At 43.0% G+C, this 16,633-nt stretch carries 15 protein-coding genes and 1 pseudogene; 11 read left to right on the plus strand and 5 right to left on the minus strand.

Going from position 1 to position 16,633, the window contains the following annotated elements; all coding sequences use genetic code 11:
* Positions 1 to 115: 115 nt before the first annotated feature.
* Genes MKS83_RS14135 through MKS83_RS14145 form a run of 3 tightly spaced genes read left to right on the plus strand, consistent with a single transcriptional unit; the run spans position 116 to position 6,995 of the window.
* On the plus strand, positions 116 to 3,124 hold the full coding sequence (locus tag MKS83_RS14135; protein WP_098972702.1) for a SusC/RagA family TonB-linked outer membrane protein: 3,009 nt from the start codon (positions 116 to 118) through the stop codon (positions 3,122 to 3,124).
* Between the two features lie 11 nt (positions 3,125 to 3,135).
* A complete protein-coding gene (locus MKS83_RS14140) occupies positions 3,136 to 4,500 on the plus strand; it encodes a RagB/SusD family nutrient uptake outer membrane protein (RefSeq protein ID WP_078797536.1) in 1,365 nt (454 codons plus the stop codon).
* Entirely contained in the window at positions 4,500 to 6,995 is a 2,496-nt protein-coding gene (locus MKS83_RS14145; RefSeq protein WP_240580214.1) for an alpha/beta hydrolase family protein, read from the plus strand. Before MKS83_RS14140 ends, MKS83_RS14145 begins: the two co-directional genes overlap by 1 nt.
* 17 nt (positions 6,996 to 7,012) lie before the next feature.
* On the opposite strand, the gene MKS83_RS14150 is transcribed toward MKS83_RS14145, so the two are convergent.
* The 5 genes and pseudogenes from MKS83_RS14150 to MKS83_RS14165 form a co-directional block, all read right to left on the minus strand.
* Positions 7,013 to 7,279: a hypothetical protein gene (locus MKS83_RS14150; RefSeq protein WP_078797538.1), complete on the minus strand. Its 267-nt coding sequence runs from the start codon at positions 7,277 to 7,279 to the stop codon at positions 7,013 to 7,015.
* 24 nt (positions 7,280 to 7,303) lie between these two features.
* Positions 7,304 to 8,326, minus strand: a complete 1,023-nt coding sequence (locus tag MKS83_RS14155; protein WP_240580215.1) for a hypothetical protein — start codon at positions 8,324 to 8,326, stop codon at positions 7,304 to 7,306.
* Between the two features lie 102 nt (positions 8,327 to 8,428).
* Positions 8,429 to 8,848 (minus strand): annotated as a pseudogene (locus MKS83_RS22345) (MauE/DoxX family redox-associated membrane protein); the annotation flags it as partial.
* On the minus strand, positions 8,824 to 8,994 hold the full coding sequence (locus MKS83_RS14160; protein ID WP_164462394.1) for a hypothetical protein: 171 nt from the start codon (positions 8,992 to 8,994) through the stop codon (positions 8,824 to 8,826). The gene MKS83_RS14160 and the pseudogene MKS83_RS22345, both read right to left, overlap by 25 nt.
* Positions 8,995 to 9,014: 20 nt before the next feature.
* Positions 9,015 to 9,263, minus strand: a complete 249-nt coding sequence (locus MKS83_RS14165) for a hypothetical protein (protein ID WP_078797540.1) — start codon at positions 9,261 to 9,263, stop codon at positions 9,015 to 9,017.
* A gap of 290 nt (positions 9,264 to 9,553) precedes the next feature.
* Here MKS83_RS14165 and MKS83_RS14170 point away from each other — a divergent pair, with 290 nt between their 5' ends.
* From MKS83_RS14170 to MKS83_RS14205, 8 genes are all read left to right on the plus strand, one after another.
* Positions 9,554 to 11,248: a helix-turn-helix domain-containing protein gene (locus MKS83_RS14170; RefSeq protein WP_172523086.1), complete on the plus strand. Its 1,695-nt coding sequence runs from the start codon at positions 9,554 to 9,556 to the stop codon at positions 11,246 to 11,248.
* A gap of 51 nt (positions 11,249 to 11,299) precedes the next feature.
* Complete coding sequence (locus MKS83_RS14175) at positions 11,300 to 12,145, plus strand: RteC domain-containing protein (RefSeq protein WP_090001511.1); 846 nt, start codon at positions 11,300 to 11,302, stop codon at positions 12,143 to 12,145.
* A 221-nt stretch (positions 12,146 to 12,366) separates the two neighbouring features.
* Entirely contained in the window at positions 12,367 to 12,630 is a 264-nt protein-coding gene (locus MKS83_RS14180; RefSeq protein ID WP_090001513.1) for a helix-turn-helix domain-containing protein, read from the plus strand.
* A 23-nt stretch (positions 12,631 to 12,653) separates the two neighbouring features.
* A complete protein-coding gene (locus MKS83_RS14185; RefSeq protein ID WP_098972696.1) occupies positions 12,654 to 13,187 on the plus strand; it encodes a hypothetical protein in 534 nt (177 codons plus the stop codon).
* Between the two features lie 18 nt (positions 13,188 to 13,205).
* A complete protein-coding gene (locus MKS83_RS14190) occupies positions 13,206 to 13,457 on the plus strand; it encodes a DUF3853 family protein (RefSeq protein ID WP_078797545.1) in 252 nt (83 codons plus the stop codon).
* Between the two features lie 2 nt (positions 13,458 to 13,459).
* On the plus strand, positions 13,460 to 14,170 hold the full coding sequence (locus MKS83_RS14195) for a helix-turn-helix domain-containing protein (RefSeq protein ID WP_090001517.1): 711 nt from the start codon (positions 13,460 to 13,462) through the stop codon (positions 14,168 to 14,170).
* A 62-nt stretch (positions 14,171 to 14,232) separates the two neighbouring features.
* Entirely contained in the window at positions 14,233 to 15,333 is a 1,101-nt protein-coding gene (locus tag MKS83_RS14200; protein ID WP_240580216.1) for a hypothetical protein, read from the plus strand.
* 444 nt (positions 15,334 to 15,777) lie between these two features.
* On the plus strand, positions 15,778 to 16,626 hold the full coding sequence (locus tag MKS83_RS14205) for a toprim domain-containing protein (RefSeq protein WP_240580217.1): 849 nt from the start codon (positions 15,778 to 15,780) through the stop codon (positions 16,624 to 16,626).
* Positions 16,627 to 16,633: the final 7 nt, after the last annotated feature.

A 16,633-nucleotide genomic window follows, 5' to 3' on the forward strand; every position in this document is an offset into this window, starting at 1 on the left:
TATCATTTTAAAAAGAGAAAAAAAATTAATCGACCAAAAAAGAAAAGCTCTTTCCGCAAAGTTGACGCCACGCTGGAAAGAGCAAAGTTTAACAAAATAAACCCTATTCAAAGGTATGAAAAAAAACTTTTGCAGGCTGGGCCATCTCCAATGGATGGCTTTCAGCAGCCTGCTATTCTCGGGAATGGCCATAGGACAAATGAGAACCATCTCGGGAACAGTCACACAAAACGGGCAGCCGCTCAGCAGTGTCTCGGTATTCCAGGAGGGCGCTGATGCAGTTACGATGACCAACGCTTCCGGAAAATATCAGATTCAGGTTTCCGGACAGAATCTAATATTAATTTTTAAACATCCGGACTATCCGGAACAGAAAATCAATATCGGAAATCTCACTTCGATCAGCGTGTCAATGGATAGACGGGAACGGCAGATCGAGGAAGTGGTGCTCAATGCCGGATATTACAAGGTAAGGGAGAAAGAAAGCACGGGAAGCATTGCGAAGGTTTCTGCAAAAGATATTGCGAACCAGCCTGTCACCAATGTCCTGTCCGCAGCCCAGGGAAGATTATCCGGAGTCAATATCACCCAGAACAGCGGGGTTGCCGGCGGCGGCTACCAGATAGAGATCAGGGGCAGAAATTCACTCCGGACGATAGCCACCAGTGGTGTGGATGGCAACCAGCCCTTGTATGTTGTGGATGGTGTTCCTATCGGAGGCGAGGTAGCTTCGCAATATTCTGGTTCAGCCATTGCCGGCGGCAGTATGAACCCCCTGAACAGCATTGCACCCAATGATATCGAAAGCCTGGAGATTTTAAAAGATGCTGATGCTACAGCCATCTATGGATCGCGCGGTGCTAATGGCGTGGTGCTGATCACCACCAAAAAAGGCCGGTCCGGGAAACTGGGCTTATCTTTCAACAGCTCTTATTCGATGAGCCGAATTATCTCCAATCTCGAAATGATGAATACGGAGCAATACCTGAATATGCGCAGGCAGGCTTATGCCAAAAGCGGGGTTACTACCTACCCTTCTACGGCATACGACGTGAACGGAACCTGGGATCCGCAGCGTTACACCAACTGGAATAAAACGCTCATCGGCAATATGGCCACGGCATCCAATACACAGCTTTCCCTGAGCGGTGGTAATGAAGATACCACATTCCTCATCAGCTATGGCCATAATGAGCAGACGACGGTTTATTCAAAAGATTTCAAGTACAGCACGGACAATATTTCCAGCAATCTCGCCCACCATTCTAAAGACAGGCGGTTTTCGCTGAATGTTTCCAATCTTTTTACGATCCAGAAGAACAATGTGATCAACGAGGATGTGAGCAGGCAATCGTACCTGCTGGCTCCTAATGCCCCGGCGCTCTATAATGAGGACGGAAGTCTGAACTGGGCGAACAATAGTTTTACCAATCCTGTCGCCGCCTATAACGCCACCTACTCTAACGAAAACATCCAGTACCTGAATAATCTGAGCGCAGAGTACGAGGTTGTTAAAAACCTTAAGGTTAAATTAAATGCCGGTATCAATTACCAGACTTTTGAGGAATGGTCATTACGCCCTAATACCATTTATAATCCTGCCTTTGTAACAGGACAGTCCAGCGCTTACTCGCAGGCCTACAAATATAACCAGCAACGGTTCTCCTTTATTCTCGAACCGCAGGCGAACTGGTTTCTTGAGAAAGGTCGCAACCGTATCGACATCCTTGCTGGTATAACTTATCAGGATGATGTCACAAAGCAGGGTTCTATGAGAGGGACAGGTTTTGAAAGCAATATCTTTATCCAGAATATTGCGGCAGCCCAAACAAAGGTCATCAATGACCAGGTTACCACCGAATACCGTTATGCTGCGGTTTTCGGGCGGATCAATTACCAGTGGGATAAGAAATATATTCTGAATGTCACGGGACGAAGGGACGGCAGCAGTCGTTTCGGACCCAATAACAAGTTCGCTAATTTTGGGGCTGTGGGTACAGCCTGGATTTTCTCTAATGAAAAGTTTCTGAAAGAGTCTGAGTGGCTGAGCTTTGGAAAGCTGCGCGGAAGTCTCGGAACCTCGGGAAGCGATAATATCGGAGACTACCAATACCTGGATACGTTTGCGGTTTCTTCCACGTCTATCTACAATGGCGTTACCGGTATTATTCCGTCCCGCCTCTTTAATCCGGATTTCAGCTGGGAAAAAACGACAAAGCTGGAAGCCGCCCTCGAACTGGGATTTTTTAAGAACCGCATCAACCTAACGGCAGCCTGGTACAGGAACCGGTCTACCAACCAGCTGGTGGGCTATCAATTACCTGCCCTGACCGGATTTACATCCGTGAGTGCGAACCTGAATGCAACCGTTCAGAATACTGGAGTGGAACTGGAGCTGAACGCCCGCCCTTTTACCAAAGGCAGCTTTAAATGGGAAACCGGGTTCAATATCAGCTTTCCAAAGAATAAGCTGATCGATTTTCCGGGACTATCTGGTTCAACCTATGCGAATATGTATGTCATCGGGGAACCGATAAGCATCGTAAAGCTCTACCATCTTGAAGGCATCAACCCACAAACGGGTCAGTACCGCTTTACGGACTTTAACGGGGATGGTAAGATCACCTCGCCGGATGACCGGCAGGTAATCGAAAATATCGGGGTGCGGTACTTTGGCGGCTGGACCAACCAGCTGCAGTACAAAAACCTGAGCCTTTCATTCCTGTTCCAGTTTGTGAAGCAAAAAGCGAGGAATTACAACAGCGTGATGACCTCCCCGGGATTAATGAACAATCTTCCGGTGGAAGCGCTGGACGTCTGGTCTCCTGATAATCCGAATGGGTTTTATATGCCTTACCAATCTACTGCCAATGCATCCCATACGCTTCTGCAAAGCAGTGATGCCTCGGTGTCAGACGCTTCTTTTATACGTCTGAAGAACATCCAGCTTTCCTACCGTGTTCCGTTGGGATCGTCAAATGTTTTCCGTGAGGTCAGGCTGTATATCCAGGGACAAAACCTGTTGACCTTCACGAATTATTTCGGAGTAGACCCTGAAACGGGAAGCAGCAGCTTCCTGCCTCCTCTTAAAACCTACGCCTTCGGTGTGCAGTTTAACCTTTAGAACTCATCATTATGAAACGATACAAACTATATATATTCCTGATTTTTACATTGTCAACGGTAAGCTGCGAAAAGCTTCTGGAGGTAGACACGCCTGCCAACCAGATTACCTCGGACCAGGTCTTTGAAAACGTTCAGACCGCTAATGCTGCTTTATCCGGTCTCTATGCGGGATTGTGGGACAACTCGCCGCTGGCAGGAGATCAGACGGGACGATTGTTGGGCGTCTATACCGATGACCTTGACTTTTATGGAACAACTTCCAACAACGGAACGTTGGAGCTTTTCCAAAATACGCTGGTGGATTCTAATCCTGCGGTGTACAGCTACTGGGCAAATGCCTACCAGAAGATCTATTTAGCCAATGCCATTATTGAGGGCGTCAATGCGTCTTCAGGCTTGTCTTCAGCTGATAAGGCGAGGATAAAGGGTGAAGCATTATTGGTAAGATCGATCCTCTATTGTTATCTGCAGCAGATCTTTGGGGATATTCCTTATGTGACCGGTACGGATTATACCCTTAACCAGTCGCTGTCAAAAACTTCAGCACCGCAGGTGCTGGCCAGGCTTGCTAATGACCTTAATGAATCCTTGTCACTATTAGCGGAACCGTACCGCAATACCGAACGGATCTTTCCCAATAGATCTGTCGGCAGGCTGGTCCTGGCAAAAGTATATCTGTTACAGAACCGATGGAGTGATGCGGAAATCCTGCTGAAAGAAATCCTTCAGAATCCCCTTTACCAGTTTCAGAATGATCCTTCCAAGGTTTTTGAAAAGTCGGGAACGCATATCCTCTGGCAGCTGAAGCCTAAAAATCCGGGAGATGCCACCAAGGAGATCACCGCCTACTATTTTTCCAATTCGGCGCCAACCAGCGTCGCCTTATCACAAAGCCTGATGCAAAGCTTCGCTTCGACCGACCGTAGGAAACAGCTATGGACGACCGCCGTAACCTTCAATAACAATACCTTTTACAGGGCGAACAAATACAAGAATCTCAACAATAACACCACAGAGTATTCTGTTGTCTACCGTCTCGAAGAGGTCTACCTGATGCTGGCGGAATGTTTAGCGAAACAGGATAAAGTCACCGAGGCTATTCCGCTCGTTAATGCCATTAAACAGCGGGCGAATGTCCAGCTGATCCAGCAGCCTGTTACCAAGGAAGCCTTAATCAATGAGATTCTGTCGGAAAACCGCAAAGAGTTCTTTACCGAGATGGGACACCGCTTTTTTGACCTGAAACGGGAAAACCAGCTCCAGAATCTGGCTCTTGTAAAACCCAACTGGAAATCCTTTCATCAGCTGTGGCCGCTTCCACAGAAGGAACTGCTGCTTAATCCCAACCTTAATCCCCAAAACACCGGCTACTGATGCGGAGAAAATTAGTAATGTTCATCCTATTCTTTCTGTTGCTTTGGGTTAACGGCCAGGTACTTCAACGCCGGGATACGATAAAAGGACCCGAACGCTCTTTCTTTACGCTTGGTAATTTGGAAGTCTCCGCAGACGGCAGATGGTCGGCGGTAAGGAAACGTTATGAACATCAAAGCGATACCCTGTTGCTGTTTGACCGTCACAAGCCCGGTCAGGTCATCGCAACACTGGTTAAATTGAATCAGCAGTTTTCTTTTTTAAGCAGCAAGACCTTAATTGCTTCAGGCAATGGAAAAGCGCTATGGATGGATCTATCCGGCTTAAAGCAGAAAGAATATGACCACATCCGGCAGGCAGGTCCGCTTTCAGGTCAGGACCACTTCTTTCTGTGGTCTAAAAATGGTGAATTAACGGTCTGCGATCATCAGGGAAAGGTTCGCCAGACGATGAAGGGTGTCCAAAAATTGATTACTGACAAGGATAAATACTTGTATGCGGTTCGTCAATGGAACGATCAGTCGGAGCTGGTTCGCATCACTGCCGATAAAACGGTGCCGCTATACGTCACCGCTTCTGAATTCAGCAGAATGGAAATGATGCCGTCGGGAAATCAGATCGTTCTGACCGAAACCGGACAGGGAAAATCGGCCAGACATATCACCTTTGTCAATACCCAGTCAGGACAGGTAATCCACCATCTGCCGGAGCTCAAAAAAGATTTTGACTATGTGAAGGTGACTGAAATTCAAAACGGAAAAGCCTATCTATTGGATTTTCAAAGCCGGACTCAACCTGTAAAGGATCAGGTAGTGGATATATGGTATGGCAATGACAGCAACCTAAAAGCCAAGAAATATGGAACAGAAGATTCGCACGAGTATTTCCTTTTGGATGTCGGGAAACAAGCCGTAAAACCTATCAGCGCAGAACGCTTTCCTGTTTTTGCTTCAGCGAATAACACGGATTACCTGCTGGCTTTTGACCCGCAGAAAGATTACAACTACAGCACCCGTTTTCCCCTGTTGGATCTGTATGTTTACCACCTTTCTGAAAATTCATACTTTCAGATCTTTGAGAAAGCCGCAGATGTTACTCTATCGCCGGACGGAGCCTTTCTCCTGGGATGGAATGACCGGAGCAGCCAATGGATGTTGTTTGATTTTAAGTCCGGAAATCAAACCATAATTAATAAGCAAGGCTTAGAAAAGCCGGTGTTTGATGACAACAAGCTTTTCATCTATTTTGAAAGCAGGGACGGATTATACCGTTATGACATCCAAAAGCAGAAGTTTAATTCTTTTCTTAGTACCCGCGGTAAGGAAGTATCGATTGTATCAGGCGACAGCTATAAAGTGAATGACCTGTTTAATATCAAAGTCAGCAATATTGATTCCGGGAAGCGATTTCTTCTTAAAGCAGAAGATAAGGATAACAGGACGTCATACCTTAAATACGATGCTAAGGAATTCCGGGAAGTCATCGGTCCTACGGAACATCATATCCGGGAAGTCCGGTTCAGCAATGATCTGACTGTAGCCTATACGATTGAAGAAAACTATAATTTGCCACCGAGGATTTTAGTTAAAGATACTAAAGGAAGTCAAAAGCAGGTCCTTTACAGTGGAAACAGCGCTGACCGTCAGGCTTTCAATATCAAACAGGATATTATTGCTTATCAGAATTCCCAAGGAACACCGCTTAAGGGAATCCTATATTATCCTATCGGTTTTAATCCTGCCCGAAAGTATCCGATGATTGTTCATATCTACCAGATTCAAAGCAAGGATGCCAACATCTACACTTACCCCAAAGATGAAGGTGCAGGCTTTAACTGGCGCACGCTCATTGAACAGGGATATTTTGTTTTTCTTCCGGATATTGTTTTTGATGACAGAGGAACGGGATTGTCCGCGCTCGATTGCGTGAACAGTGCATTGGATGCGCTGGGTGGTTTTAAGTCCATCGACCGGAAAAAGATCGGTCTGAACGGACATTCAATGGGCGGCTATGAAACCAATTTTATTGCAACACATTCCAACCGGTTTTCGACCTATATCTCAAGTTCGGGACACAGTGATATTGTCAGGGCTTATTTTTCCTACAGCTATGATTCGTATATGCCACTGCTCTGGCAGTTTGAAAACGGGCAGTATAAAATGAAGCGGTCGTTTTTTGAAAATAAAGCGCTTTATTTTGATAACAATCCGATTCATTTTGTAGATTGCGTGAATGCACCGATGTTATTATGGACCGGGATGAAAGATGAAAATGTCCGCTGGGATCATACGATGGAGTTCTATCTCGGGCTAAAAAGAAGCAATAAGGAGGTTATCGCATTATTCTACCCTACCCAGGAACACATTCTGGAAAAAGGCAGCAGAGCGATCACAGATCTTAACCAAAGGACAATGGAATGGTGGGACTACTTCCTGAAAGATAAAAAGGATGTTGAATGGATCAGCAAACAGTTGAAAAAAAGGCTGTCTCGGTAGAGACAGCCCTCTTTTGGTTATTGTTGTGGAACTTTGTACAACGGATTTCCGCACATGGTCGGAGAATCAATTTCTCTAAGCGTTGAACCGTCTTCAGACCAGGTACAGGCCTCGTTGCTGAAGACATTGCTGCAATCCTGCTGCGCATCGATACACAGACCCTGCGCTGCATCGAAGTGATATCCGGAAACGATAGCACTTTTAACGTTGTTTGCCTTTTTGGTAGCAAACGCTGCTCCGGTACCTAAAAGTACCACTAAAGCAGAAAACATGAAATTTTTCATAATAAAAGTATTTGTAATGTGTGCCTACTCTTTGGACAGGTTTTCGGCTTCCCCCGGTTTAAAATATTTTGTAATGGGTTTACGGTAGGTGTATCTTACCAGCTGATCACCGACTATGGCAAACAGATAGTGATCCGTCACAATAAAATCAGTGAGCTTATTTTTACCCTGATTATAGATATAAAAACTCCCGATGTATTCCTGCTTATCCGTCCGGTAAATATCGATTACCTTAGCTTTCTTCCACGCGTTGACTGATTCGTGCTTACCCATCAGGTCTGATTGAATAAAGGCGAGGTTACGGTTGGCAGAAATATTCTGATTGACCTTCAACGGTGGGGCTATCAGTTTATGAGTGCCATTAGACTGACTTCCCGTCTGTATTTTAGCGACGGTGGTCGTATCAATAGTGTGCAGCTTTCTCTTCAGTTCCAGCTGATTATTCATAATTAAAAACGTATTCCGGTACGTGTAGGCATATACAAGCGTATCTGAGTGAGCACTGGATGTAAGTTTCCCATCTGAATCAAAAACACCGTCCACCTGCTTTTCAAGGATTCCAGGATATAATTCTACTTTTGGCCGTCTGGTCAGATCCAAACGGGCAATTGTAAACATTTTATCAGCCTTGCTTTGGGTGCGCAATGCGAAGCGGATGGAATCCAGGACGATCAACTGTGTAAAATAGGCATCCCTGTAACTGATGGTTTTGGGTGCAGCATTTCCCAGTTTTCCCCTGTAAATAACAGGAACTGTCCCATCATAGAGGTAATAGTATGGCCCTTTTACCTGAACCTGCAGATTGCGGAACGTGTGGTTAAAATCGGACGGCGCCATTTTTAATTTTTTGATCCCCGCGAGGTTGTGGCCAAGGGTAACCAGGGTTTGTGGATAGTGCTTGTTTCCAAGGTAAATATGCGAGTGGTCACTGCCTGCAAAATAATACTGCTCGTTATCCAACTTCACCGACTGATCTTCCAGTACGGGATGTAGAAGAAATCTTCTCGTAAAATTATTCTGCCGCTTAATAATATACTCTGACCGCAAAAACAGCAAAGTAACGGTGCCTGAACTTACAATCACGCTGAGCAGGATCATCATCATCCGTCGCCGTAAACTGACGGCACCACCGATTAAGAGAATGCCCGCACCTGCAATGATGACACAAGCAATATTGAAAATAAGATGCTCCGTCCAGTCCATTTTTTCGAGTATGCCGCCGCAGGAACAGGGAATAAAGTCGCTATAGTTAAGAATAAGGTAAATGTAACCGGTAAAAGCCACCATGATTGCCAATGAAGCATATAGTCCGGCCATTCTGGTTCTGGGCACGAATAATAAAATGACGATCAGCAGTTCGGCAACGATCACTGCGTATGAAACAAATCCGGCATAAGCACTCAGTAAAGGCGATTGCGCGATCTGAACCTGGAAATCTTCAAAATCATAACATTTACTGAATGCTGCATAACAGAATAATAATATAAAAAAATAACTGATATACGCTGCTGACTTTCTTTCGGTGGTTTTCATTGTTTCCGTCTTTATCCTTTTGTAACTAAAACCCATTTTACATTGACCCCGCAGTATGAGGGCATCAATTCACCTTTTGAAACATAGATCGTTGTCGTTATTCTATCTTCAATTTCCCACTCCCCGCTTACCGTACATTTTTTTCCGGTAAGGATGGTAATCTTTTGCTGTTCGGATTTCATAGAGTATCACCATCAGAAATTCAACGCAGTGTATCGTAAACAATTTTCCAATGCTGCTTGTCTTTCGGAGGATCATCGTCTCCGGTATCCTTAAAGCTATTCATACTGGGGACATCGGGAACGTCATCCCCCTCGTTTCCAGATGCTTTCGCCTGATTTATTGCTGTTGGATTATGGTTTTCAGATTCTGTGAAATCTGTACCGTTTCTTTCACACGACTGCAATACCCATGCAGTGACTAAACCTAAAATTGAGATATACTTTTTCATATTTTTCTGTAAAGGGTTAAAAAGTCATCCCGGCTGCCGGTTCACAAATAGAATTCTGAGGACTAAATTAGCGCTGCCTGCAGGTTCAGAAAAGATTTTGTTGGGTCAAACGGTACTCAAATCAGTCATAATGGGTAGATAATGACTGCAAAATATCGCGGTACAGCATTGAAAATCAACACCTAAAAGATATAATTCACAAATGCGTTAAATATCATTAATACGGTGCTAAATTTTGGTAAATTTGAGTACATTTTTAAATTATGCGCACAAATAATAAAATATTTTTGATGATTTTCAATTTATTTATATTATTGGCACATGGACAGAATGCCCGGAAAATCCACCAGGGGGAATCTTATGGAAAAATTGCAGGTTTGTTTGATTCCTATTCCGAAAACGATGAGAGAGCCCTGGTATTTGTCCAGATGTATATTGATAAAGCGAAAAGAGAAAGAAATTATCAAAAATTAATAAGAGGATACGAAGAAGCGATCTACTACAATAAAACGATCGCCACCAAATTATTGTATGCCGATAGTACGATTCTGACTGCCCAACAGCATAAAGACTATGACCAGATCGCCAGAGCCTATCTCGGAAAAGGAATTATCTATTTTTATAACAGAAGACAATATAAGCCTGCGTTAGACCTATACCTAATCGCGTATAACCATTCTAATAAGTCTAAAGATGAATACCTGAAAAATAAGATCGTCTACCATTTGGGAACCGTAGAAAGTTATTTGGGAGATTATAAAGAAGCGGCATCCCACTTTGAAAAATCAGCCGCCTACTATGAGAAGAGCATGTTGAAAAACAATCATCCGAATATCATTCTCAACAATAAACTCGGTTATTTTAACAGCCTGTACCGGCTGAGCACCTGCTATAAAAATCTGCGTTTGTATTCTAAAGAAGATTCGCTCATTCAGATTGGTCTGGCAAAACTATACGACACCAAAGAGCTGACCTTAGAGTACGGCTATTTTCAAAAGGGTAAAGGGGTTCAGCTTTTGAGACAGCACCGATTGGATGAATCGTTAAAACATCTTCAGATTGCTGATGAAATTTTAAGTGATAAGGAAGATTACGCATCTCTTACGACGGTTTATTTTTACTTGGGGAAGTTGTTTTTAGAGAAGCCCGATAGGGCTCGGGCAATGCTCTACCTCAGAAAGGTTGATTCAATGGTTAATAAGTATTATTTTATTACCCCTGAAATACGATCGGCTTACGAACATTTAATCAATGATGCGAAAAAGAACGGGGACCGTGAGAAACAGTTATATTATACCGATCAATTGCTAAAGGTCGACTCAGTAATTAGCGCCGATTTCGTCCTGCTGGCATCCAAGATCCACAGCGAATACGACCGTAAATCATTGGTAGAAGATAAGAACAGGCTTGAAAAAGAGAAACACAGGGGATTGGTCATCACCTGTTTGTTTATCGGCACCACGGTAGTAAGCTCCTTTTTGCTGGTTCGGTCCCGAAGAAAGGCGAAGCAGCTGGATCTTAAATACCGTGAAATTCTTAAAAATTACAAAAACCCACCCCGGGCAGAGCCTAAGCCCGAAAATAATACTGTCCCTTCTGCCGATAAGAAGCTCTACACAGAAGAGATGATCCTTACGGTGAAAGAAAAGTTAAAGGAATTTGAAGCGGAAAAAATGTTCCTCAACAAAAATCTTACCCTGACGATCGTGGCAAAAATGCTCGGCACCAACCGGAACCTTTTATCGTATGTTCTCAATGATCATCTGCAGACCAATTTTACGATGTATCTGAAGCAGTTACGGATCGGATACATCACCAGTATGCTGATAGAAAACAGCCGGTACCTGAATTATACGGTCGATACCCTTGCGGATGCCTGCGGAATGGCAAACCGTAAAATATTTGCCGCTCATTTTACGGAAGTTATCGGAATGAAGCCTTCAGAGTTTATCCGAAGAAGAAAAGAAGAGATGAACAAATCATAGTTTTTATTATTAACTCGACTTTTACGTTGAATTTACATAAAAAATCAACGTATGAACCAACAACATTTCAGAAAAAAGACAGACCTGCTTTGGAAAAACCTAACCGCTTCTATCGACCAGATCAACCGAAAAGAAAGTGATATCGTCCTTAGATCCGAAGAGATTCTGATGAAGACCGATGCCGCCATCCGTAGTTTAAAAGACCTTCTCAGGCAGTACCGTTTCCTGGATTGGAGTGATGAAATTTTCTTCTTCAGGAATATTAAACCCAAATTTATTGCCATCTATATTTATTATTCCAAAGTGCTGGCAATAGAATCTTCAAGACCCCACGCAGATCCCCCTACCCTTAAGACTTATTATGAGAATGAAAGAACCAGCCTCCTGTACTTTTATAATGAGCATAAAGAATTTATCAGCTATTACCGGAGAAAGGCCGCTTATCTTGATAAAAAATATTTTATCCGCTTCAAATTTGATTTTAAACTCAAACTTAGTCCGGAATTTTACAGTTACGATGAATCTTTTTCAACATCTCACGATCATATCGTTGCCCAGATCATTGCCAATGATTTTCTCAATCAGTACCTGACGGATCAGCTAAGTACACCGGAGGAAGTGCGAAATGTCATTTCTCAAACCCCAAAACTGGAATGGACCGCTCCAAAAGTGGCTCTAATCGAACTGCTGTTTGCGCTGTATCAGACAAAGTGCTTTAACGGTGGACATACTGATCTTGCAGAGGTATTCCGCTGGGCCGAGAATTCCCTCAACGTTAACCTTGGCAACTATCATAAAACTTTAGGTGAAATACGCTTACGAAAAAGTGATCAGACCAAATTTTTATCACTCCTTCAGAAGAATTTAAGCCAGTTTCTTGATGATATGAATAGGTAACAGATCAACATCTTCAAATTTCAACTTTTTATGACAGCAAAATAGAGATTAATGGTTAAAAAGCGCTCATTTCTTAATCTTTAGGCAGATGTGCGATTGTCTGCTGTAGTATAATTCTTTATTTGCAATAGATACAACGGATTCTTTCGGTAGTACCGACAAACTACCGAAAGATTTCTGTTTTGATTTCCAAATTTTGTCAAGTGATAAACATTGGAAATATGGAAATATCAATTGTAACCAAAGAGGATCTTCAACAGCTGAAAAATGAACTGCTGGAAGAGATCAAAACTTTACTTGAAAAAGAGAACAGAACCCAGAAAGAATGGCTTCGAAGTTCGGAGGTCAGAACATTGCTGAACATTTCAGCAGGGACTTTACAGACGCTACGGATCAACGGTTCGCTGTCTTACACGAAGGTCGGAGGAACCCTCTACTACAGCTACAAAGATATTCAGAAACTTCTTAGCAGCGATAAAAAGTGATATTCATTGGTAACAGCATTCGTATGAAACAGTCTAAAAATATCATTCGCCTTTTTGAAAATGTGGTCTGGGACGAGCAAATGCTCCCCTCCCACATCAGTATGTATGTTTCGCTCCTTCAGTTGTGGTCAATCAATCAATTCCGGAAGTCTTTCAGGATTTATCGTGATGAAGTGATGAAGCTGAGCAGGATCAGATCTCTGGCTACCTATCACCGGTGCATTCGCCAATTGCATAATGCAGGCCTGATCCACTATTTACCAAGCTACGATCCTTACAAAGGAAGTCTTGTTGAAATTATTGAAGAACGGGATCAGTCGCCGCGAAAAGCAAATACTCCAACCCAAAAGGCACAAAAGTTTGTCACTCCCGATCTTTTTGAGGTCGAGCTGTACTTTACAGAACGTGATCTTTCTTCTTGTAAAGCCCTGGCATTTTTCAACTTTTACGAGTCACAAAACTGGAAAGTACACCGTAACAAGCCGATGTCGAGCTGGCAGGCTGCCGCAAGGAACTGGATTTCAAAACAGCAAAAACAAGTGCTTACTCACCAATAAATAACGCAAAACTCAGTTATGAACAATATAGATCCGAAAACACCGCTCTGGAAATTGACCGTGGAGGAATACCTGGAAGTGATGAAAAGTATTTGCCCCGAGAATAATTATGAGTTTGGACTCAAAGGATTATCCAATATCCTCGGATGCTCAATCTCGAAAGCCTCCGAAATAAAGTCGTCCGGAATACTGGATGAGGCGATTATTCAGCGGGGAAATATCATCATTATTGACAAGAAGAAAGCTCTCAAGCTTTTTGCAACCAAGTAGCAATGTACTACCTGAAGCTCATACAGAAGTTTTGGAATTTCAACCAGAAGGCAAAGCTGGACGCAAATGTTATTACAGTTTATTTCTATCTGTTGAACTTTGCGAATGATTGCGGTTCCTACACGGTCAGCATTTCCGACCGGAACTTAAGCAAAACCTTAGGTCTATCCAGAAATACCATAATGGCCGCAAGAAAGAAACTGCAAAGCCTGGGAATCATTCATTACAACAAAGACACCGACGGTGCTGCAACCTACCGTATTCTAATAGACTACGACGCAGTGGCATCGAAGCCTGAAACAATTCAATTAGATACCATTTTATTAGATCTTGTTGTGCCGCAAAATGAGGAATCCATTGTCTCCTCCCCGACTTCCCTGACTTCCCTCGTTTCTGAATGCGAGCAAAAAGAGCCCGAGCAACACGAATTAAATGATGAAGACACTGCGGAACCGACTGTGAAAGGAACCGGGCAACCGTCGTTGGATACATTCCTTCAATATGCCCAAACACTGGAGGGCTACGAGCCGTCATTGGATCAAAAGATCACAGAAAAATATAGTTCCTGGGAAATGAATAACTGGAAAAGTGTCTCCGGAAGGCCCATCACCGATTGGAAATCGTCGCTCAAAAACCTGATGCCTTTTATGAAGAATACAGCCGATAAGGATCTATCCCTTGACTCCATCTCCAGGATTAAGCGGCCAAAGTAAGAAACAGCCAGGTTCTTTCTATAATATCAATTCAAATACATCCCATCTCTAAACAGCACTGAATGATGGCAATTCCTGAAAAAGAGGTCAGACTGGTACGCAAAAACTTTGAAAACAGCACGGATAAGGTGCACGACAGAATCCGTATTGGCAACCGGTTTGTCGATGATTTTATCTTTGACGACAACCAGGCTGCCGATATTCCGATCAACGCACTGCGGGTTATTTTCAATATTATTTCGCAAATCAGCAATGAGCAGTTTCGTCCCGAAGACCGTCCCAAGCAGCTTTCTCTGTTCGATGATGAATTTGAGACAGACAACAATATTTTCGCAGCAATGAAGATCCGAAACAGTAAAATTTCGCCAAGCGGTTCATCAAAGCAGGTCATCGAAGCTTATGAGTTTTTAGCTCAATTCAAAATGGGTTGGTACCGGTCTGTCAATACCAAAGGAAAGGAAATCAGGACCTTTGGCGGTTTGATCTCTACACCAAGCTATGACCAGCGCGGTTATACCAGTTTTCTTATCAGCAGTTACTGGCTAAAAAAATTACTGGTCATCCCGGAATACAATTACGTACTGTACAACCTGGTCTACAACATCCGGAATAATAAGCATATCATTTTTGCGATCTGGCTGTCTAAACTTCCGGAGACCGGAACCGCTTTAAAGCTTGAAACGCTGAACAATAAATTCGGTCTTCATTACAAATCTGCCAATGATTTTTGCTTTAAATTTCTAAAACCGGCTAAAGCAAGCCTGGACCAGTTCAATACGCTTTCATTCCGCTACCATTACCGTGGTGATACCATCGATATTCAGCCTGTCCTTTTAAGTGAACGATCGGGTAATAATGCATTGCAACAGAAGAAAAACAATACCCTGGTCACCAGAAGGCTTCGGTATTTTAAAAACAGGTACCGCCTTACCGAACGGCAGATGAACCAGCTCGCCTATCAGTACATCCACATCATCCAGACTCGTGGGCTGATCGAAAAGGCCTTCAAAAGATTCATCAGGGATAACCGGCTTCAAAAAATCAGGTCAACAGAATATACCGGTATTCATTTTCTGAATAAACTGCAGGAATACCTGATCCTGATCTACCGGGAAACCAAAATGGGCGAATTGCTGCCTAATGGTTATCCCGTTATTATGTGATTTCGGAATTGCGCTCATCCGTATTTCGGAATTGCACTCATTCGGAATTCGGAATTGCACTCGTAAAAGTTAAAGAATTGTTAAAATTGAGGTTTTTTAGCTGCTCATTTCGGAATTGCACTCATTCCGAGATTTGCATAACCGTAAAAATTGTGGATAACTCCCTGAAATTGTGGATAATATCAAATATTGACAAAAATGGCAATGATGAATTCGGAATTGCACTCATCCGATAATCGGCCCTTTTTCGGAATTGCACTCATCTCTATATCGGAATTGCACTCATTCGGAATTCGGAATTGCACTCATCTCAAAAATAGCTGTATCTGCCTGTCAGAAGGCGCCAGGGGGAATTACTAAAAGTATATTAAAAGTAATTAAAAAGTTCTTTTTTTTATTAAAAGGGAAATGTGAATAAAAATTTGCTTTAAAAAAGAAAAAAAAATGAATTGCAAAAACATCAGACAAAAGGTCAGTATCCGTGCAGTCCTGGAATCTTTCAGCCGTTTCCCGGTCAAAGAAAACCGAAGAACCGCTTTTTATTTTGCGCTGGACCGTGATGAGAAAGTTCCCAGCCTTTCCGTGGATTATGTCAAAAATACAGCGTTTGATTTTGGAACGGGAAAAAGTTACGATGTGATCTCCATCGTGCAGCAGATCAAACAATGTTCTGTTTCGGAAGCCCTGCAATACCTTTCAGCACTTGATCTTTCATTTGATCCCGGGCAATTGCCTGTAGAAAAGCCGTCAGAGGTTTCTTATAAAATTTTAAAGATCAAAAAGATCAGGCATCCTGCGTTGATTCAGTATCTGGACGCCCGGAAAGTTCTTGAACAGAAACATTTCCTGAAGCAAATTGATTATGAATTCTACGGCAGGAAGTATTTCGGAATCGCTTTTGAAAATAATTCAGGCGGTATTGAGGTGCGGAATACCTACACGAAACTGTGCCTGGGCTTAAAAGACGTTACTTTGGTTCGGGCCGGATCAGAGCCAACTTCCGAAATTGCTGTTTTTGAAGGGTTCTTCGATTTTCTCACGTTCCGGAACCTGGAAAATAAACTTAACTCAGGGTGTGATTGTCTTATTTTAAATTCTACGGCCATGCTTTTCAAAGCAGAACAGATTTTACAAGAATACCCGAAGATCCTGCTGTTTCTTGATAATGATCCAAACGGAAAATCCGTCGCCTTGAAGATCCGGAATGACTATCAGAATGTAGAGGATTGTTCATTAATTTACCACGGCTATAAAGATTTGAACGAATGGCTCATCAAAACTAAAGAGCCTTAGTCAATAG

The organism is Chryseobacterium sp. Y16C (genome assembly GCF_022488405.1).
GTDB classification, from domain to species: domain Bacteria; phylum Bacteroidota; class Bacteroidia; order Flavobacteriales; family Weeksellaceae; genus Chryseobacterium; species Chryseobacterium geocarposphaerae.